The 20,917-nt window shown below is 45.0% G+C and carries 15 protein-coding genes; 7 read left to right on the plus strand and 8 right to left on the minus strand.

Features of this window, described 5'->3' with window-relative positions; all coding sequences use genetic code 11:
• The first annotated feature begins 35 nt into the window (after positions 1 to 35).
• From QUA97_RS18045 to QUA97_RS18060, 4 genes are all read left to right on the plus strand, one after another.
• Positions 36 to 1,226 (plus strand): glycoside hydrolase family 10 protein, encoded by a 1,191-nt coding sequence (locus tag QUA97_RS18045; RefSeq protein WP_333195441.1) that lies wholly within the window; start codon positions 36 to 38, stop codon positions 1,224 to 1,226.
• A 164-nt stretch (positions 1,227 to 1,390) separates the two neighbouring features.
• On the plus strand, positions 1,391 to 2,080 hold the full coding sequence (locus QUA97_RS18050) for a TIGR02117 family protein (RefSeq protein ID WP_333195442.1): 690 nt from the start codon (positions 1,391 to 1,393) through the stop codon (positions 2,078 to 2,080).
• Positions 2,081 to 2,244: 164 nt separating this feature from the next.
• Positions 2,245 to 3,018 (plus strand): 1-(5-phosphoribosyl)-5-[(5-phosphoribosylamino)methylideneamino]imidazole-4-carboxamide isomerase, encoded by a 774-nt coding sequence (hisA, locus tag QUA97_RS18055; RefSeq protein WP_194069494.1) that lies wholly within the window; start codon positions 2,245 to 2,247, stop codon positions 3,016 to 3,018.
• A gap of 120 nt (positions 3,019 to 3,138) precedes the next feature.
• Positions 3,139 to 4,539: a cation:proton antiporter gene (locus tag QUA97_RS18060; protein WP_333195443.1), complete on the plus strand. Its 1,401-nt coding sequence runs from the start codon at positions 3,139 to 3,141 to the stop codon at positions 4,537 to 4,539.
• A gap of 124 nt (positions 4,540 to 4,663) precedes the next feature.
• On the opposite strand, the gene QUA97_RS18065 is transcribed toward QUA97_RS18060, so the two are convergent.
• The 3 genes from QUA97_RS18065 to QUA97_RS18075 form a co-directional block, all read right to left on the minus strand.
• Positions 4,664 to 7,495, minus strand: coding sequence for a PAS domain S-box protein (locus QUA97_RS18065; protein WP_333195445.1), 2,832 nt, complete (start codon positions 7,493 to 7,495; stop codon positions 4,664 to 4,666).
• Between the two features lie 41 nt (positions 7,496 to 7,536).
• Positions 7,537 to 8,541: a BMP family protein gene (locus tag QUA97_RS18070; protein ID WP_333195446.1), complete on the minus strand. Its 1,005-nt coding sequence runs from the start codon at positions 8,539 to 8,541 to the stop codon at positions 7,537 to 7,539.
• 373 nt (positions 8,542 to 8,914) lie between these two features.
• Positions 8,915 to 11,089 (minus strand): glutamine synthetase III family protein, encoded by a 2,175-nt coding sequence (locus QUA97_RS18075; protein ID WP_333195448.1) that lies wholly within the window; start codon positions 11,087 to 11,089, stop codon positions 8,915 to 8,917.
• 527 nt (positions 11,090 to 11,616) lie between these two features.
• Here QUA97_RS18075 and QUA97_RS18080 point away from each other — a divergent pair.
• Positions 11,617 to 11,739 carry a hypothetical protein gene (locus QUA97_RS18080; RefSeq protein WP_333195450.1) on the plus strand — a complete coding sequence of 41 codons (123 nt, stop codon included), beginning with the start codon at positions 11,617 to 11,619 and terminating at the stop codon, positions 11,737 to 11,739.
• Between the two features lie 199 nt (positions 11,740 to 11,938).
• Here the strand turns inward: QUA97_RS18080 and QUA97_RS18085 are convergent, their stop codons facing one another.
• On the minus strand, positions 11,939 to 12,541 hold the full coding sequence (locus QUA97_RS18085) for a 2OG-Fe(II) oxygenase (RefSeq protein ID WP_333195451.1): 603 nt from the start codon (positions 12,539 to 12,541) through the stop codon (positions 11,939 to 11,941).
• A gap of 143 nt (positions 12,542 to 12,684) precedes the next feature.
• Between QUA97_RS18085 and QUA97_RS18090 the strand changes: the two genes are divergently transcribed.
• Positions 12,685 to 13,818, plus strand: a complete 1,134-nt coding sequence (locus QUA97_RS18090; protein ID WP_333195453.1) for an ankyrin repeat domain-containing protein — start codon at positions 12,685 to 12,687, stop codon at positions 13,816 to 13,818.
• Positions 13,819 to 13,902: 84 nt separating this feature from the next.
• Here QUA97_RS18090 and QUA97_RS18095 read toward each other — a convergent pair whose 3' ends face one another.
• Together QUA97_RS18095 and QUA97_RS18100 are read right to left on the minus strand one after the other, a co-directional pair.
• Entirely contained in the window at positions 13,903 to 14,247 is a 345-nt protein-coding gene (locus QUA97_RS18095) for a type II toxin-antitoxin system PemK/MazF family toxin (protein ID WP_333195455.1), read from the minus strand.
• Complete coding sequence (locus QUA97_RS18100) at positions 14,240 to 14,431, minus strand: hypothetical protein (protein ID WP_194012076.1); 192 nt, start codon at positions 14,429 to 14,431, stop codon at positions 14,240 to 14,242. Before QUA97_RS18100 ends, QUA97_RS18095 begins: the two co-directional genes overlap by 8 nt.
• A gap of 143 nt (positions 14,432 to 14,574) precedes the next feature.
• Here QUA97_RS18100 and QUA97_RS18105 point away from each other — a divergent pair, with 143 nt between their 5' ends.
• On the plus strand, positions 14,575 to 16,911 hold the full coding sequence (locus tag QUA97_RS18105) for a glycoside hydrolase family 31 protein (RefSeq protein ID WP_333195456.1): 2,337 nt from the start codon (positions 14,575 to 14,577) through the stop codon (positions 16,909 to 16,911).
• 73 nt (positions 16,912 to 16,984) lie between these two features.
• Here the strand turns inward: QUA97_RS18105 and QUA97_RS18110 are convergent, their stop codons facing one another.
• A complete protein-coding gene (locus QUA97_RS18110) occupies positions 16,985 to 18,019 on the minus strand; it encodes a ComEC/Rec2 family competence protein (RefSeq protein WP_333195457.1) in 1,035 nt (344 codons plus the stop codon).
• Between the two features lie 11 nt (positions 18,020 to 18,030).
• Positions 18,031 to 20,724, minus strand: a complete 2,694-nt coding sequence (locus tag QUA97_RS18115) for an N-6 DNA methylase (RefSeq protein ID WP_333195459.1) — start codon at positions 20,722 to 20,724, stop codon at positions 18,031 to 18,033.
• Positions 20,725 to 20,917: the final 193 nt, after the last annotated feature.

The following is a 20,917-nucleotide window of genomic DNA, read 5'->3' on the forward strand; positions in this document are numbered from 1 at the left end:
GTATGATGTTAGATTGTGGTGTTTGCGAAAAATTGATGATTAAACTGTACAAATGGCAGCGGATACTGGCTTTAATAGTTGTTTTTGCGATCGCCCTTACCTCCTCCGCCATTTTCTCCCCCCGAATGGAGGCTCAAACCCCGCCCAAAACCCCAACAACCGAATTGCGCGGCATTTGGCTGACTAATATTGACAGCGACGTTATTTTCTCGCGCAATAACATCATTGACGCTGTAAACAGACTGGAAAAACTCAACTTTAATACCATTTATCCTACAGTTTGGCAAGGAGGCTACACGCTTTATCCCAGCGCTGTCGCCAAACGAGTATTCGGAGAGGCGATCGATCCATCACCAGGATTAAAAGACCGAGACATTCTCAAAGAGATTATAGCACAATCCCACAAAAAAGGTATTGCAGTAATCCCGTGGTTTGAGTTTGGTTTCATGGCTCCCGCCGAATCGGAATTAGCCCGACTTCACCCCGACTGGCTGGCGCGCAGGCGCGACGGTTCAACTATTTGGAAAGAAGGCACCCACGATCGAGTTTGGCTGAATCCTTTTCATGCCGAAGTCCAGAAATTTATCTTAGATTTAATCCTAGAAATTGTCGATAATTACGATCTAGATGGCATTCAATTTGACGATCATTTCGGTTTGCCAGTAGAATTTGGCTACGAGCCGCAAACAGTGTTAATGTATCAGGAACAAATCAAAAGCCCTCCCTCCAACGATGCCCGCGAAACCTTCTGGGTGCGCTGGCGCGCCGACAAAATCAACGACTTCATGGGGCGAATTTCCCGCGCTATCAAATCCCGTAAACAAAAATGTATTATCAGTTTATCTCCGAACCCTCTGCACTTTGCTTTACCAGCCCACTTGCAGGACTGGTTTAGCTGGGAAAGACGCGGTTACATCGAAGAACTTATAGTCCAGGTTTATCGCAGCGATCTCAAGCGTTTTAACGTAGAATTGGAACGGGAAGAAGTTAAATTAGCCAAAGGACACATTCCAACTGCGATCGGCATTTTAACAGGCTTGAAAAATAATTCAATTCCGCTGCAACAAATTCAAGAACAAGTGCAAGAAGTCCGAAAAAGAAACTTTGGAGGTGTTTCATTCTTTTTCTACGAAAGCTTGTCCAGTTGGGCCAAGGAACCCCCCGAACAGCGCAATGGAACCCTGCAAAAATTATTTCCGACAAAGATGCAGCGCCCGCAAGTTTAAAGTTTGCTAAAATAGTTCGTAGTAAGGACTTCAGTTCTTTTAAAGTTGGTTAGTAGTAAGGACTTCAGTCCTTCTCAAGTTGGGTGAGTAGTAAGGACTTCCGTCCTTATTCTTACGATTATTAAGGACTAAAGTCCTCATTACGAACCGGGGAAAGAGTTATAATGTTGAATAAAAAGTTAATTTTTCGCATTTGTATTCTTAATTTCTGCCTAGTTTCTGTACTTGCGGCAATCGGCTACTTGATGCCCAGAAAGTGGGGAGAATCATCGCAAACAACTTGCACAGTTACTGTACAAGTTGCTAAGCAAGGTATCCACACTGAAATAATCGTCCCCGTTAAAAATCAATACTTTAACTGGTCTCAATATTTACCGTTAACAAAAATAGGGCGGGATGCCGATCATGAGTACAAATATTTATCTTTTGGTTGGGGAGATAGAGCTTTTATGCTGGAAACTCCCACGTCAGGAACCATTAACCCAGTTATAGCTTTCAACGCGCTATTTTTCCCAACTCCGTCTACGATGCACGTTGAAGGTTATCGGGCTTTTCCCCAAAATCAAGAAACTAAATGTGTTAAACTTAGTGGAGAAAATTATCTAAGGATGGTAAATTATATTGAAAAATCATTCCTATTAGACGCAGAAGCTCACCCGAAAAAAATTAGCTACGGCTACGATAATAGTGACAGTTTTTATGAAGCAAAAAGCAGTTACTCGATTTTGAAAACTTGCAATGACTGGACTGCTGAAGCTTTGCGAAAAGCGGATGTTGATACTCCTTTGTGGTCAACTCTATCGTCAGCGGTTATGTTTCACTTAAACAGCGGTTGCGAATGTAGAAGTCAGTAGTCATTAGTCAGTAGTCATTAGTCATTAGTCAGTAGTCATTAGTCATTAGTCATCAGTCGGTAGGGGCGGTGGATGGTGCGTGCCCGCCCTCTTAACAGTCAACAGTTAACAGTTAACAGTTAACAGTCAACAGTTAACAGTCAACAATTACCAATTCCCAAATCATGAATATAATTCCAGCGATCGATCTATTGGACGGAAAATGCGTGAGATTATATCAGGGAGACTACGCTAAGTCTCAAACTTTTAACGACAATCCGGTAGAAGTCGCCAGACAGTGGGTAAATCAAGGCGCGACAATGCTGCATTTGGTAGACCTCGACGGGGCAAAAGCGGGTCATCCCGTCAATCAAGCAGCCATTGAGGCCATTGTCCGCGCCGTAGACGTTCCCTGTCAACTAGGTGGCGGAATGCGCGATCGCGCTTCTGTTGCTGCTATCCTCAATTTAGGAGTCAAGCGCGCCATTCTCGGAACTATTGCTGTCGAACAACCGGAATTAGTCGGTGAATTGTGCGCCGAATTTCCTGGTCAAATTCTGGTGGGAATCGATGCCAGAAACGGTAAAGTTGCTACTAGAGGTTGGTTAGAAACTTCCGAAGTTTTAGCAACAGAATTGGCGCAAAAAATGGCCGAATTGGGGGCAGCAGAAATTATTTACACCGATATTCACCGCGATGGTACTATGGAAGGGCCGAACTTGGAATCTTTGCGCGAAATTGCTAACGCTATTTCGATTCCAGTGATTGCTTCGGGCGGCGTTAGTTCGATCGCAGATTTACTCAGTTTGTTGGCTTTGGAACCAATTGGTGTCAAAAGTGCGATCGTCGGTAGAGCAATTTATACCGGCGATATCTTGCTAAAAGAAGCAATTCAAGCTGTCGGACAAGGCCGGTGGCAAGATGTACCCCCTGATTTGGGTTCTTCCAGTTTTGCTTGAACATCTGAATTAGCACAACCAGCCTTTAAAAAACCGGAGTCCTTGAGTTTGTTTGCATCCAAAATTATCTGATTAGAATGTCTTTCTTATCTTCATTGTACCATGTTTTTAAACCCAACAATGACAGCTTTAAGTTCTGGGATAGCATCTTTAACTACTCCCATACCTTTGCTAGCAACACTCGATCCCGAAAATTCGCCTATCGTCTTGAGCGGAGTTCTGCTCAGTTTGGTAGTGATTTATCTGGCCAGCAAATTAGGCGCAGAAGCGGCTCTGAAGTTGAATCTTCCACCAGTTTTGGGCGAACTTGTAGCAGGGGTGATTGTTGGCGTATCCGCTTTGAACCTGATCGTTTTTCCCGAAGGTGGACTGTCAGCTTCCAACTCAGGAATTATGACTGTTTTGCAGTCAATAAATCCTATGTCCCCTGCCGCCGTCACCAGCGTGTTTGAATCGCAGAGCGAAATCGTTTCTGTGCTGGCTGAATTGGGGGTGATTATTCTACTGTTTGAAATTGGTTTGGAGTCGGATATCAGACAACTCAAAGAAGTGGGAATTCAAGCCACCTTTGTCGCTGTTGTCGGCGTAGCAGTTCCCTTTGTTGCCGGTACTGCGGGCTTGATGATAATTTTTCACACGGCGGCGATTCCGGCAATTTTTGCTGGGGCTGCTTTGACGGCAACCAGCATCGGAATTACCTCGAAAGTTTTGTCGGAATTAGGAAGGCTGAAATCCAAAGAAGGTCAAATCATTGTCGGGGCGGCAGTAATTGACGACGTGCTGGGAATTATTGTCTTGGCGGTAGTTGCCAGTTTAGCGAAAACAGGTGAAATTGATGTTGTTAATGTCATCTATTTAATCATTGGTGCAACTGCATTTTTGCTAGGTTCAATTCTGTTGGGCGGCATCTTTAATAAAACCTTTGCCGCAGTAGTCGATCAACTCAAAACTCGCGGTAATATCGTCATTCCGGCATTTATATTTGCTTTTTTCATGGCTTTTATCGGCAACGCAATTCATCTCGAAGCGATTTTGGGTGCTTTTGCGGCTGGTTTAGTGTTAGATGAAAGCGATGCCCGCAATGAGTTGAATGAGTTGATTAAACCCGTCGCTGATTTGTTTGTACCGATCTTTTTTGTGACGGTGGGAGCGCGCGCCGATTTGGGCGTTTTGAACCCAACAGTACCGGAGAATCGGGCGGGACTTTTGATTGCCGTGTTTTTGATTGTAGTGGCGATTTTTGGCAAGTTGGTGACTGGTTGGGCGGTGTTCGGTCAGCCTGGAATCAATCGATTGGCGATCGGAGTTGGGATGATTCCTCGGGGCGAAGTTGGGTTGGTTTTTGCCGGTATCGGTTCGGCTAGCGGGGCTTTGGATAAGCCGCTGGAGGTTTCGATTATTATCATGGTAATTCTGACGACTTTTTTGGCTCCGCCTTTTCTACGGATTGCCTTTGGCGATACGGTAGAGCCTCCTGCTAGCGGGGAACCTTCCAGCGAGCAAACTGCGATTGGCGGGTGATATTAAGTCTGTTTTGATGTGGTTGGGGGCGATCGGCTGGTTTTGAATCAGAAAGGGCGATCGTCTCCATTGCTACTCATTCGCCTCCAGGTTCTCAAAGAAATGGGTCTAATTGCGATCGCATTTATTTACCAACGAGTGCTACAGAACCGTTTTGCAAAACAGGAATTTCAATTCGGAATTCTGCTCCTTCACAGGGTTGAGAGAAGCACTGGATCGAGCCACCGTGCTTATCAACTACAATTTGATAGCTGATTGATAGCCCTAATCCAGTTCCTTTACCAGTTGGTTTTGTGCTGAAGAACGGATTGAACACCTGTTTTATAACAGTTTCTGTTATCCCAGGGCCATTGTCTTGAATTTGAATCACCACGTTTTGAGAATGACCGGGCCCAGTTTCCTTTGTGACTAGCTTAGTCCGAATAGTGATGCGACTGGGCTTTTTTTGGATGTCTTTTGGAGAACGCTGATTGTCGTAGTTTTCTAAAGCATCGATCGCATTTGCCAGAATATTCATAAACACTTGGTTCAACTGTCCGGCATAGCACTCTACTCGCGGTAAGTGGTCGTACTCTTTGACAATTTCAATAGCAGGATGAGCCGGATTTGCCTTCAGTCGATTTTGCAAAATCATCAATGTGCTGTCAATTCCCTCGTGGATATCAACTGGCTTCTTTTCTGCCTCATCCAGCCGCGAAAAGTTTCGCAGCGACAGGACAATTTGACGAATGCGATCGGCTCCTACCTTCATTGAAGTCAGGATTTTGGGCAAATCTTCACTAATGAAGTCCAGCTCGAACTCTTCAACTTTTTCCTGAATATGGGTGTTAATTGGATAGGTTTGCTGGTAAACCTGAATTAACTTTAGTAAATTTTGCGTGTAGTCCGCAGTATGGCTCAGGTTGCCATAGATAAAGTTGACAGGATTATTAATTTCGTGAGCAACACCGGCAACCAATTGCCCCAAACCAGACATTTTCTCTGCCTGAATAAGCTGTGCCTGAGTTTGCTGTAAGGTTTTGAGTGCAACCTCAGCTTCCTCTTTTGCTTGCCTTAAAGCAGCTTCGGCTTGCTTGCGCTCAGTAATATCCAGTGCCAAGGATGCAACTCCAACAATATTTCCAGCATCCCCTACTAAAGGCGTATTGAACCATTCGCAAATAATGATTTTGCCGTTTTTTGTAATATTTTCGTTGACGCTGTACATTCCTTCGCTCTGCATCAACAACTCGTTCATAATTTGATCGACCATTTTTCGGGCAGATGCAGGCACAATTAATTCTGCGGGATGGTGTCCGATCGCCTCTGTAGCCGTGTAACCAAAAATCTTCTCTGCCGCTGGATTCCAGGTAGTGACTTTAAAGTTTAAATCCCATTCCACAACTGCCAGTGAAGTTTTGCGGAATATAAAAGATAGCCGCTGTTCCGACGCTTTCAGTTCTTCTTCTGCCTGTTTCCGTTCAGTAATGTCAATCCCTGTTTTGATGATGTACTCAATTTCACCCTGATTATCCACTAAAGCAGTATCTGACCAGGCAATCAGTCTAAGTTGTCGATCTTTACTCATCCAACTGCCTTCATACTGCTGGGGAAAATTACCAGCTTTTAAAGAATAAAAAGCAGTTTTGGCAAGTCCTGCTAAGTCTGAGTTCGGAAACAAGTCCCAAATGTAACGTCCTTTCACTTCACTAAACGAGTAATGAGTCATTTGTTCGCAAGCTCGGTTAAAGCGAACGATTTGTCCCTGCGGGTCGAGCACAACTACCAGGGCACCTGCAATTTCAAGAATAGCTGAAAAGAAATTGCGTTCTACTTCAACTGCTGTAATCAGTTCCTCTAACTGAGTTGCCATATTGTTAAAGGCGATCGCCAATGTCCCCAGTTCGTTTTGGCTGTGGATGTTGACCCGCGTCTCTAATTCCCCCGCACTGAGTTCAGTAGCTGCCGTAGTTAAGCGCTGTAGCGGCACCACAATTTGCCGAATAAATAGATACCCAATGCCAACAGCCACGAGCGTCACCACCGCCAATGAGCCTCCCATAACTGAGAGCATCTGGTAAACAGGAGCATAGGCCTCAGCCGTTGGCAATTCTACAACCACATTCCAATTCACGCTCCGAACTAAGGCACTGGCTCCCAATACTTCTACCTGCTTTAGACCCTGATAAACGTTAAGGCGCTTAGTATCTTCGGATGCTTTCAAGAATTGAAAAAAGGGACGCTTAGAAATATCTTCAAGTTGAAACGTTTCTGGCTTACGAGCCTTTTGAGCAATGAGAAAATTACGCTCATCAACTACATAGACATAACCCGTCTTGCCCACCTCCGTTTGGGAAACAATAAACCAGAGAAAGTTGAGATTTACCTGTGCTAATAGCACCCCATCCACCTCATCTCGCTCATTCCGAATCGGCACCGCCAGAATGGTGGTTGGTTCGTGGGTTTGAGGATTAATTTCTACAGGACTGACATAATCTTCCTGTTGTTTAAAGGCACGAATAAACAGTGGCGAATTGGCTGGATTTTCTAACTTGAGCGGTTCGTAGGGTGAAACTGACGCGACAACTTGTCCCTTTCGGTTCAAAATGGCAACGGCTTCATAAGCATCATTATGACGAGTTAACCCTTCCAACAGGCTCTGCTGCACTTGAGGTTGAAAGTTGGTGAGTCCTTTGACCCTAGCTAAATAGCTCAGTTTTCGTTTCAAGTCATCTAGATAATTATCAATCTGCCCTGCTGCTGTCTGACTGCACTCTTGTTGGAGCGATCGCGATTGCTGGATCTGCGCCTGAAAGCTGAGGTAGATCAGCAAGCCACCAGTGGGCAGTAAGCTCAGGAGAACCAAAAATATCAAACCATAGCGGAGCTGATTGGCGATAGAAAAAAAGCGTTGCCAGGGATGAGAACGGGAGCTTCTGGCAATCGGCAGAGCGCGATCGTTGCGTTGATTTTGCATCGGACTTAGGATCAATATTAGTAAATCAATTAATCGGCGCACTAAGGAGAAACATCTATTTTGCCAGTCGTCACAGCTTCTCGAATAATCTTAAAAGTATCCTCTTCCTGAGACGTGAGAGTGCCACGGAAAGGGGCAAAGTCGTAGATTTTTTCCTTGAGGCCAAACTTGTAAAGTTTACCTTCCCAGCGACCTTGCTGGGTTAACACTGCCACATTTAGCACCAGATGGGGAATGTCCTGCAGAACGCTAGTTAGGACTTTGCCGGGAGCCACTTCGTACTGATCCTTTGTCCAACCGATCGCAAAGACTCCTGGCTTTTGCGTAACGGCTTTTAGGGCGGCTAACCCTGCCTCATCCGCGTTGATTGCCAAAATATCTACTCCAGAAGCTACCATATCTGTTGCGACTTTGATGGCTTTGTCCGTATCAACCCAAGAGTTGAGAAAAGCAGTCGAGGCTTGAACAGAGGAATTCGTTGCTTTCACTCCCCGCCGAAACAAGGCTTCTTCTTCTTTGTAAACTGGATAAGGTGCACCCACAATATAGCCAACTTTATTGCTTTTGGTCTTCATGGCAGCCAAAGCACCTGTGAGGTATCCCACCTCACCCGATCGAAAGGCAACAGCCCCCAAATTTTTGTTATTCCCTGGATACGTTGTAACCAGGGCAAATTTCGTTCGCGGAAATTCTTTAGCGACCTTTTCGGCAGTTGTGGCATAGCCACCACTGGCTGCAATTACCAGGTCATAGCCTGACTGGGCATATTTGCGAATGACCGCTTCACTATGTTCGCCGTCAATAGTGCCAGTAAAGTCTACCTGAGCATTAAATTTATCTTTGATTAGATTCAATCCTTCAAAGCAGGCTTGATCCCAACTGTTGTTATCTTTAGGTCCTGTCGTCACCAACGCCACTCTAAAGCTGCTAGAGGTACTTGCTTCAGGGGAAGAGTCTATTTTCGGAGTCGATCGACTGCACGCGATCGCAAAAACCAGAGCTAGAGCCACCAGAGTCATTTGTTTCAAGAGAGATTGAATTCGCATAATAGCTTTTCGCAGCAATATTACTTTTTTTTACGCCGATAAATTTGTTGAAGGATATCTCAACAATCTTCACAACTCTTACTCTCGCTCGCATTTAATGACTCTGACAGATTCAGCGTAACACTCATTTAAGCTCAAAAACAAGTAAGGACACGGCAGTGCCGTGTCCTTACAACTTATAGGATAGAAAACTTAATAAATTAAGCACCTCCTACAGTCTTCTCTCCTATAAGTTGCGATATCAAAGGAGGCAGAGCCTCGCCTATCTGCATTACCAGGCAGAGCGAAAGTAACGAGCAAAGCTTAAAAACAAGTAAGGACACGGCACTGCCGTGTCCTTACAACTCTAACTACAAATTCACTCTATTTGCTATTACTTAACAAACAGCATTTCTTGATAAGTAGGCAGCGGCCACAAATCATCAGCCACTTCACCTTCCAAAGCATCAGCATACTGCCGAACCTCATCCATCAAAGGGCGAATTGTTTGCGAAGCGTACTGCATATGCTCGTCTGTTGTAGCAAAATCGTGCTTGCTCAAAGCATCACTCAACTTGCTCGCGGTATCCATCATTGACTTAACCAGAGCAGCTACTTTTTCAGCAGTTGCCTTTTCCAATTCAATGCCAATTTCTTTCAACTTATAAATCGTGTTAGAAAGATCGGACAAATAGCTCACCGCTGCCGGATAAATCAGAGTTTTTGTCATGCTCAGTACCAGTTTTGCTTCGACTTCTATTGCCAGCAAATACTGCTCTGCATACACATCATAACGGCTTTCTAGTTCAACCGGAGTTAGAACACCTGTCTTTTCAAACAAGTCCTCAACGTATCCTTCCTTCAACGCCGACAAAGCATCTGCCGTAGTCCGCAAGTTGGCTAAACCCCGTTCTTCAACAGCCATTTTGTGCCATTTTTCTGAATAGCCGTTACCGCCAAATATCACTGCGCCGTGCTCGTCCATCACTTCTTTCAGAAGTGTTTGGATGGCAGCATTCAGTTCAGTTCCGTTAGCCAAATCGCTTTCTAATTTGTTAGCAACCCAGTCCAAAGAATCTGCAAGAATAGTATTCATCGCCACCAGCGGGCCGGAAACAGATTGGCTGGAACCTACTGCACGGAATTCAAAGCGGTTTCCCGTAAAGGCAAAGGGCGAAGTCCGGTTTCTGTCGCCGGCATCTTTGATGAATGTAGGCAGTGTTTCTACGCCTAAATTCATGATTCCGCCATTTTTAGAACCTTTAACTCCGCCCTTGCTAATTTGCTCGAAGATATCTTCTAATTGCGAACCCAAATAGACGGAGATAATTGCTGGTGGAGCTTCGTTGGCACCCAAACGGTGGTCGTTGCTGGCAGTTGCAACTACGGCGCGCAACAAGGGGCCGTATTTGTGAACGCCGCGAATCACAGCGCCGCAGAATACTAGAAATTGTATGTTAGAGTGCGGTGTATCGCCGGGGTCTAATAAGTTGCCTTGGGTGGCGTTACCAACTGACCAGTTGACGTGTTTGCCGGAACCGTTGATTCCCGCGAAGGGCTTCTCGTGCAGCAAGCACATAAAACCATGTTTCTTCGCTGTGTTGCGGAGAATTGTCATGGTTAATTGTTGGTGGTCGCTGGCGACGTTTGCTGCTTCAAAAACTGGTGCAATTTCAAACTGACCGGGTGCTACTTCGTTGTGGCGGGTTTTGGCCGGAATTCCCAGGCGGTACATTCTTTCTTCTACTTCTTGCATGAAGACTTGAACGCGCTCTGGGATGGCTCCAAAATAGTGGTCGTCAAATTGCTGACCTTTGGCGGGAGCTTTGCCAAAGAGGGTGCGACCTGCGAGCAGTAGGTCGAGGCGGCTGTGGCCGAAGTTGGAATCTATAAGAAAGTATTCTTGTTCGCAACCGCAACTGGAATTTACGGGTGCAACTTCGGTGTTTCCTAACAGTTTTAAGACTCTGGTTGCTGCTTTGTTCATGGCGCTAATGGAGCGCAAAAGCGGGGTTTTCTTGTCTAGGGCTTCACCTGTCCAAGAGATGAAAACAGTGGGAATGCACAAAGTCATGCCGTTGTCTGTTTCCATGACATAGGCGGGGCTGGTGACATCCCAGGCTGTGTATCCGCGAGCGGCTTCGGTGGAGCGAATGCCACCGTTAGGAAAGGAGGAACCGTCGGGTTCGCCTTGTACTAAAAGTTTACCTGCAAATTCTGAGATGACGGAGCCGTCGCTTTGGAGTGAGATGAAACCGTCGTGTTTTTCGGCGGTGCTGTTGGTTAGCGGGAAGAATACGTGGGCGTAGTACAGGGCTCCTTTGGAAATAGCCCAATCTTTCATTGCTACTGCAATTACATCAGCTACGGAAGGATCGAGGGTTTGCCCGGTTTGAATGGTATTTTTTACTGATTTGAAAATATTTTTGGGCAGTCTTGCTTGCATTTGGCTCAGACTAAAAACGTCTGTTGCCCACATATCTTCTAACCGCTTGAGAGGCTTGGGTGGGGTCAGTTTGCGGTTGACGATTTGAGAAATTGCTTGAACGCGCGATTGGTTTCCACTCATGGTTATTTTTATTGGGATTAGGGGAGCAGTAGTTGTGAAAAATAGGGGTTAGGGCAAGTCTAACCGTTGATGAATCTGTTAGATTTACTAACATTTTTAGTCAAGGCTAACTTTTTGGAGAATGCCTTTTTTGGCAGGATATGAAGAATTGGATGAGCGAGGCGCAATAACTTCGCTTTCTGTGTTGCTGAGAATCCAGTGTTCGATAGATGCGGTGGGATTTCAGTTCTTAGCAATAAAATAGATGACAAGAGGCTGTACTAACTTTAGTTAACATCATAGATGTGGCCGCTGCACAGATTTAGTAGCTCATTTTAACCCTGGTAAGCTCAAAAATTTTGTGCTAGTCAATTCCGATTAATTCTGGTCAAAACTACTTATGGTTTTTAACGGTTCAACGATCGATAAATCGCAGCCCAGCAAACAACGCACTCGTTTATTGTTTTGCGGAATTATGGAGACTACACAACCTACACTTGGAGAGTGTAAGCAATCATTAACTTAATTAATGTAGCACAGGCTACAGAATGTTACTTTTTTTTGCGGAATGGTCGATCGCCCGATCGCGCGTAACCGCAAAAGTTGAGTTTGACAGGAGGCCCGCGACTGAAACGGCGGGCGATCGCAGCAGTTGTAGGGTGCGCCAGTAGTGGGTTATTCAGATTATTGAGAGTTAAAATTTGAGAACCGCTATAGCCGATCTGATGTCGGTTGAATGGCGCGCGATCGAACTTTGTCGCGTGCGGGCGGGTTTATAGATATTGTGGGTTGGAGTCATCAATTTTTGGTTAACCAGCCCCTACAAGTATTGTGGCTAATTTACAGCAGGTATCAGCGATCGAATAAACCTTACTTACTTTTTGCTTTTGCGGCCCTAGATTCCACCGTAAATCCGGGAATATCTGACAATTCTGCGGCGCTCAAACTGTACTGTTCGCAAACCAAACTTAAACGACTTCCGGTACTGTTAACGGCGTTGACAGAGTGAGTCAAATCTCCTTGAAAATAGATGAGTGAGTTGGCTTGTGGCTTAATCTGTCCGACTTGCTGTTTGTTGCGCCGCAGTATCAACTCTCCTCCTTGCAAGTTTGGCGGTACTTGTACGTACAAAACGCTGACGGCGGCGGGAGGTTCGACGGTTTTGCAGTACGATCGCAAAGAGCGATCAATATGCGGATCGACGCGGGAACCTTCACCCAGCAGCAGGGGATTGAGATAAAAAGCGTTGCATTCAGGGTTTAATGCTCTGTCTAGATAGGGTTTGAAGAAGGGGAAGCGGCGCTCTACTTCGGCAATTTCGGAACGCTTAAACACCACGGAAAAGCCTTTTGTGCCAATGAAATCGCGGTTGAGGTTGTTGATTGCCAGATACGGGGATGCTAGAATTGAGCCTCGCAAGTCGTTGAGATAGTCGATCGAGAAAGCGTTAGGATGTTGGCTGTAATATTTCAAGGCGCTTAAAAATCATCAAAGTTTAACGGAAACAGCGAATAGGAATGTAGCAATCGTTGATATTTGGAATTGTTTGGTTCCTCGCGCGGGATCTGTGGAAGTTAAAAATTATAGTCTATTCCAGGAGCGACTGTAAGATAATTATGCGTTTTTTTAGTTTTGGCTGTCTTGGTATTTTAGGCTTGTTAATTATCCTCTCGGTAGCGCCCCGAGAAATTATGAAATCGGGTATTCGCAGCGCTACTTGGAGTCCAAACGGCCAATATGCGATCGCCATTGTCAGACATCCGATGCTGTTTTCTATGCCTGGTGGGGGCAGCGATGCGCCTTGCGATGTATTTTTGTTCGATGCGTCTGGAAGGGAGTTGAAGAGTAAAAGTTTTGAGATGGTGCAACTTGTGTCTGCGGGCTGGCTGGGCGATATCGTTGAGGTTGGGATGTTCGATCGGTGGGAATTGCCCAAAATAGATAATATCAACATTCTGCTGTTTAGTGCGGCTTACACGGGCAATTTGGCGGAAGTCGAAAAGCTGTTGCAAAAAAATGCGGATGTTCATTTCAAGACTTATTTAAACCAAACACTGTTACACGCGGCTGCTTTTGGCGGGAATCAGACTATTGTACAGTTGTTTCTGCAAAAAGGATTGAATGTAAAGGATCTCGACAAAGCAGGACAAACTGTCCTGCACGCGGCAGCCGCAGGAGGAGGTAGCGGGGCGATGGCTTACGCCCCGCTACGCTACGACTTATTGATTGCCAGCGGTGCAGATATGGAGGCGATGGATCGCAATCAACGCACGGCACTCAACATCGCAGCAGAAAGCGGTAATTTTGAAGCAATGAAAGCCTTGATTAATCGAGGTGCTAATATAAACGATGACAAAAATTTGTTTACTGTTATTAGCAGGTTTAAACCGGGAACAAAGAAACTAGAGATGGTTGAATTGATCCTGAAAAATCAAGCTCAAATCCCTAAAGGATTGCTGTATAGTGCCGTGTCTCGTGGAGATATTGAAACTGTGAAATTATTGATCGATCGCGGTGCTGATGTCAACGCTCCCGATCCTTACGACAATACTACTATATTGATGAGAATTGTTCAACCTAATACTGGTATTTCTGGGCTATTAAAACCTGAATTAGTGAAGTTGTTTCTTTCAAAGGGTGCGGATGTGAATGCTCGTAATAAAAATGGTAAGACGGCTTTAAGCATTGCTGAAAAATCATCAACTTCGGAGATTGTTAAGTTACTCAAGCAGCACGGCGCTAAAAATTAAGCGGTTTTCTGACAATCAAGATTTACATTAAAATTGAAAATAACAGCTAGTGCACGCTCTGAGAGAGCTACTGATTATCAGTTATCAACCCATGCCTTCCTCAGCGCTTGCGTCTTTAAATCCCAACCATAAGAGCATAATCTTTTCCACTTCCGTCATTTGCTCTGTTGTTAAACTTCCCAAATTTCGCAGCAGCTTGGCGTGAGGGATTGTAATAATGTTCTGCACATCAAATACTCCCGATCGCAAAAAGTGAGTTTTAATATCTACCTCAAATCTAGATCGGCGCGAGCTTGTTGTATGTGGAATTATAGTCGCTAATGCACGGTCTATATCCCAAGCCGGAATACTAATTACTAGGCACGGTCTGACTTTCGCTACGTAACCTAGATCTACGAGCCCAACCTCTCCGCGATTAGGACTACTCATAAGCCGATTCTTCTCGATCTAACTCTAAAAAAATTTCTTCAGCATTCAGAACTAAATCATCGTCAGACAAAGGTGGCAAGTCTAAATGAATGACTCGTTTCAAAATTTCTAACGCCACTTCCAGCCGCTCTGAGTCTGGTAGGCGATCGAAGGTGTTTAGGAATTGTTGTACTAAAGCGGTCATAGTTATTTTCCTGAGACACGTTTTTAGTATAACACAAAATCTATCTGTTCGTTGCATTTACCATGACTGCTTATAACCTCAGAGAGAGCGCATTTTCTTTCTAAACTGCCATTATAGTTAGAAACCGCAATCTCAAACTACCCATGCCGCAATACTTCGGAAAACTCCAAACCACAGAACAGCCTTGGTCAACCATCGGCGCTGTACAATCGATCGCTCGAACGAATCGCACAATTCACTTCAACTGCGGCGAAACTTCCCTAAACATCAGCATCCTCGCCCCCAATTTAGTCCGAGTGCGAATGTCCCCAACGGGCGAATTTAAAGAGCGATCGCAGTCAGTAACTCTCCCCGAGGAAGAGTGGGAAATTGTACCCTTTGAAGTGCGAGAAACCGAAGACAAAATTGAAATAGAAACAGCACAAATAATAGTTTCTGTCAAGCGATCGCCCGCTGCAATCGAATGCTTCGACAAATCGGGAAAACCCTTTGCTAGCGACTGCGATCGCAATATGGGATGGCGCGCCGGCGCAACCGCAGGCTGGAAGCGCATCGAAGCCGACGAACACTTCTACGGTTTCGGCCAGCGCACCGGCTTCCTCGACAAACTCTCCGAAGTCAAGACAAACTGGACAACCGACGCCCTAGACTACAATTCCCTCACCGATGAAATGTACCAGGCGATCGCATTTTACATCGCCCTGAATCCCGATCGCGCTTACGGCATCTTTTTCAACACCACATTTTGGAGTCAGTTCGACATCGGCGCCGAACAACCGGGAGTTTTGCGGATGGAAACCAGAGGCCCGGAACTCGACTACTACATTATTTACGGCCCGGAACCCGCCCAAATTATCGCCACCTACACCCAGTTAACCGGCCGGATGCCAATTCCGCCAAAATGGGCGATCGGATACCACCAATGCCGCTGGAGCTACGAATCCGAGGACGTTGTGCGGGAGTTGGCCCAGGAATTTCGCGATCGCAGCATTCCCTGCGACGTCATCCACCTCGACATCGACTATATGCGCGGCTACCGGGTGTTTACCTGGAGCCCGAAGCGTTTCCCCGATCCCGCAAAACTGATCGCAGACTTGAAAGCAGCGGGTTTTAAGGTGGTGACGATTGTCGATCCCGGTGTCAAGTACGAACCGGAAGCAGATTATGAAATATTCGATCGCGGTGTGGAAAACGACTATTTCGTCCGCACCGCCGAGGGAAAGCTTTTCCACGGCTACGTTTGGCCGGATAAATCGGTGTTTCCCGATTTCCTGCGGCCGGAGGTGCGCCAGTGGTGGGGCGAGTTGCACAAAACTCTTACAGATATTGGGGTTGCGGGGATTTGGAACGACATGAACGAACCTGCGATCGCAGAACGGCCTTTTGGCGACGGCGGCGAACACATTTGGTTTCCGCTGGATGCGCCGCAGGGCCCCGATGACGATCGCGCGACTCACGCTGAAACGCACAATTTGTACGGGTTGATGATGGCGAAAGCTTGTGCGGAAGGGTTGCAAAAAGTGCGATCGGGCGATCGATCTTTTGTGCTGACGCGATCGGGATTTGCGGGGGTACAGCGTTACTCTTCCGTGTGGATGGGCGACAATCAATCGCAGTGGGAACACTTAGAAATGTCGCTACCAATGCTTTGCAATATGGGGCTTTCCGGCGTAGCGTTTGTCGGTTGCGACATCGGCGGTTTTGCGGGGAATGCAACCGCCGAAATGTTCGCGCGGTGGATGCAGGTGGGGATGCTGTATCCCTTGATGCGCGGTCATTCGGCCATGAGTACGGCGCAGCACGAACCGTGGGTTTTTGGATCTCGCACTGAACAAATTTGCCGCGAATACATCAATTTGCGCTATCAGTTGTTGCCTTACATTTATACGTTGTTTTGGGAAGCTGCAACGACGGGCACGCCGATTTTGCGACCGTTACTTTATCACTTTCCGCGCGATCGCACAACTTACCACCTTTACGATCAAGTATTGTTGGGCCCGTCGCTGATGGCTGCACCCGTTTACCGGCCTGGAGTTGAGCACCGCGCCGTGTATTTGCCGGAGGGGACTTGGTTTGATTGGTGGACTGGCGAATGCTATCAGGGCCCGATGCACATTTTAGCTTATGCACCTTTGGAGAGAATGCCGCTTTACGTGCGGGGCGGGGGGATAATTGCGATCGCGCCCGTGCAGCAATTTGTCAGCGAAGAACCGCTTGAGTCATTAAAAATGCGAATTTGGCCCGGAAGCGGTGAATGGACGCTTTATGAGGACGACGGACACAGTTTTGAACATGAAAAAGGTGTCTGGGCTACGACTAATTACCAGGTGTATGTTGAGGGTGAAAAAGTGATAGTTGAAATTGCGGCGCGGGAGGGAGAATTTGCGATTTCTGATCGTGAAGTTACTGTGGAAGTTGTTGGCGTTGGGAAACAGCAATTTACAGATGATGGTACGGTGCGGCGCTTGATATTTGGATAGTTTAGAAACAAGAATTGAATATTGCCTGTATTCCGAAAGAATAACTCGTACTTACTAAAATTAACTTTTTAGCTTAAGTAGAAATTATGCCCAAGTCAGCCTTTCCCTGGCAGGCTGCGCGTGGAAGCGATGAGATTATATCTTCGTGAACAGTCTGTGTTTTAAGCTGCCATTCACCAGAAGTTTCGGCAAGAATCGTAATTTCTCCAGCACAGAATTTTTGCTCTAATCCAGATTTTTTCATCGCAGACCTTTCGCTTGCTGATTTAACGCAGGTTCGAGTAACTTCGGTACAGGCAAATTTTTTCAATCGCTTAGAAGTATCATTTTTTAGATGTAATAGCAAATCAAATAGATCGGGAACTACATGACCATAATTATTGGTGCTACCGACTGATAAAACTGCTATTTCTGCATCAATAGCTTCGAGTAATTGCTTGAGATCGTCCCCATTTTTAGGCCATGCTCCGTGATGAGGAATTTTTACGATGTTAGCTCTAAATTCAAGAGGACTGAGCATGGAACTATCAACACACTCCTTCAGTCCAGCCCCTTCAATATCTGCAAGTAGCAGTGCTGCAAAATCGCCATAAGTAACACGCAAGACAACTGATATTTCATTATCTTTAGCACCAGTCTTGGCAAGATGATCCTGAGCATATAAAAGCCCTGGATGTAAAACATGAATTTCTAAGGAATCTTGAGAATATGGATTTGAGCCGCGAGTAACTTCGATAAAATTGATAATATTCTTTTTTTCCCAATCTCTGAGACGTAGCAGAGCATCTCTAAGTAGTCCATTGCCTTTGCCATCAGCTACTTTCTTTCTGGCTTTTTTATATACTTCATAAGGAAGGCAAATGCTTCCTATCGTTCCTGTTTTTAACCAAGTTTCTAGAAAAGTAACTAAACTATCTATTGATGGAAAATGGTCATTATGTTCGTGGGTAATATATATTCTACTAATATTAGTTTCTCTTTTATTTTGAAACCACTGACGGAGTAAAGGCATTTTATGCAGATCAATTACAACGGCTGAACCGCCATCAGGATTGATAATTATGCTATCAGCATTGCCAACTGGTAAAAAAACAAATTCACAAGTCATAAAATTTACTTTTACTCCTCTATCCCTAATTCTTCTATTAGCTCATCGTCGGTTAAATAAGGACGAGGAGTATGGCGAAATTGCCTAATAGCCCAAGGACGTTTGGCAATTTCTTGAAATGTTTCTACATCCTGACTTAGTTCAGCTTTAAAAACTGTACCATCCAGCGCCCACCCAGGCATTTCTGGTAAAATTGGCATCCAGTCTGCTCTATTGTCATCTAATAAGCCACTCAAATATAAATGAATTTGGTTATTATCTTGAGAAACTTCTAAAACTTGACCACGCACTATAAATGTCGGCTTTGTTCGTTCGGATTTCCATAATTCTAATTCTGGGGGTTCTCCAGTTCGTTTAATTTCTATCCAATGAGGGTTTCCATAAGATTCTTCGACAATTTCATCTAATTGTCTGCGTAGATCATCGGGTTTAGGAATTTCAAGACGTTGTTGATCTCGTTCAACGATTTGACGAGTAATATCAATGATTCGCCTGTCTATTTTTTGAGGTAAGAGAAGTTTACATAGCTCATCACTTGTTATTTCATGTGTTTTGCGTCCAATTAAAGATAGTGCATTGACTATTTTAGAAGCTAGGATACCCAACAACCATAATCTTTGTTCTTGATAACTTAATGTGCTCCATTCTTTTAAAAATTGTTGACTTCCCAATGCTTGAGTAGATTTTCCTGCTTGTTTGGCAGGAAGAACACAAAATATATTATTATCAGGACAAAGACCTGTAGTATCTAATTGAGCCGCAAGAGGATACAAAGAGCCTCGATTCACTTTACGACCTACAAGAATTTTTGGTAAATCAAATAGGTGTGAATTATTTAGGACTGCTGTATGAAGAAATTCTTTACCGTATCTTATCCAGCGTTCCTCTTCTCCAACTCTGTCTGGATCTGCCCAAATCCGATTTGTATCCCGCCACTTCATACGCCAGTTTAGCTTACATTCAGTATTTGGTGGACATTGACTAACTGGTTTGTAGTTTTTACTAGGAGTTACTCCATTAAAAACAAAGAAAAGATTTCCTAAAGCTATTGTAGGAATCTGCATGGAAACAGGCGGTGCCGTAAAAAATTTCCAATTGTCCGAATTTGGTCGGGTAATCCATTGATTGCCAAGGAAACCATTATTACAAATATTAGATACAGTATCTTTTCCTCTGGAAAATACTGCTCTTGCTGCACTAGGAATTATGATTTTTGGTTTGCCTACTTGTCCTAAGACAATGCACACAGCTTGTTCTGCATCAATTCCAATAGCTTTTTCTGGACACTGCCATACTTCAAAAATTTGGCAATTTTCAGTTATCAACCTACGTGTATTTGGTATGCCATGAGTTGAACCTGTCAAAAAAGACTGAGGTAAGATAAAAGCAAACTGAGCCTCTTCTTCTAACCAACTTAAAGCTCTTTCTATAAATTTTGCTGCACGTTGAGTATTGCCATCTTCAGCAAAAGGAGGATTGGCAACAACAACACGCGGTTTGATGCCCATGTTTTCGCTATTTAGTTTGTTGTAATCCTGATGAGAAAAGTGGTAGGGGAATGGAAATGTCACAGCCTCACCTAGCGACTCTCTTGCCAAAGTGTATCGGAGTTGTGTTATCAAGTCTGCATATTGGTCTAAATCATTACCCGCTACGTGCTGTGCCAAATAGGTGTTTCGCTCATTGATATCTTCAGGAATATCAGACATCCCTGCAAGCCGGGATGTAGCAGCTAATAGGAGACTACCGGAACCTGCAGCTGGATCGAAGATTACTCGATCTTCTGGTCTTAACCTTTCCAACGGAAGCAATTCAAGCATACGTTCAGCGATCGCGATTGGAGTGTAATGCCTTTGTAAATCGCTCCAATCTCTGCCTCCAATATCGCGAGGCAATTCTTTGATAGCTCGTTCGTATAGCAGGCCAACATCCTTATGATCGACTAGCGCAAAGCTGACTCGAATTCCCAAGTTAGAAGCTAAACGCTTCAACACTCTATCACTTAAATGGGGTATCGATTCCTCAAGGGCTTTCTTAAAAAAACCATTTGCACGAGATACCGTGCGGTTAAGCAAAATTCGAGGATCGTTGGTTGGAATTAACAAATCGGAACCAAAAAAGCCTTTATCCTCTAAAATTCTTGCTGCCAAATATGCGATAGCCACACGGATTACATGACCTGCTATCTCTCCGCGAGAGGAGATAAAGCCTTGTGGGTGTGTTCGCTGATTTGGAACACCAATCTCTTCAAGTGCCCCCCGAATTGCCTCTTGAAATGCTTTATCAAGTTCGGCTCGTTGTCGAAGTATAAAGGAGAAGCTATTTTCGGAAATTGATTCTTCCAAATCTGCCAATGAAAGCTGACCAGTACGAAACTCTGCTAATGCTTTTGGTGTAAACAGGCGGCTTCTGGGTGCAGTAAGCTCTACAGCCAGAGATTCAGGTTCTATTTCCAGTGTCTCTGACTTCCCAGATGGATCGTAATACTGAAGCAGATACATCTCATCGGAGACTAACAGCCCTGCACGAAAAGGCCAATCACGCAGCCACCGCTTCCACTGATTCATCTCCTGTGGCGGAACAGCTTGAACCATAAATGCCAGATTAGTTGCGCTGGGGCGGAGTCCATAATCTGTCCATATACCATTAACAGCCACAGGATCGTTGCCGGCTACCGGGATACGCACATTGCGGTGTGGCTGCATTTGCCACACTCGCTCTGCGGTTTCAACTACATAATCAAGTCCCGGTGAGCCAGCCATACCAAAGTTATGTCTACTACGAAAGTTTTTTGAATACGATCGATAATAACACGTTGTTCTACAAAAAGTCAAATTTGTATAACAATGTTTTAATGAGCCAGACTTAAGAGGATTAAGTTATACTTTTTTAAGGTTG

The organism is Microcoleus sp. CZ3-B2 (assembly GCF_036705055.1).
In the GTDB taxonomy this organism is placed as follows: Bacteria; Cyanobacteriota; Cyanobacteriia; order Cyanobacteriales; family Microcoleaceae; genus Microcoleus.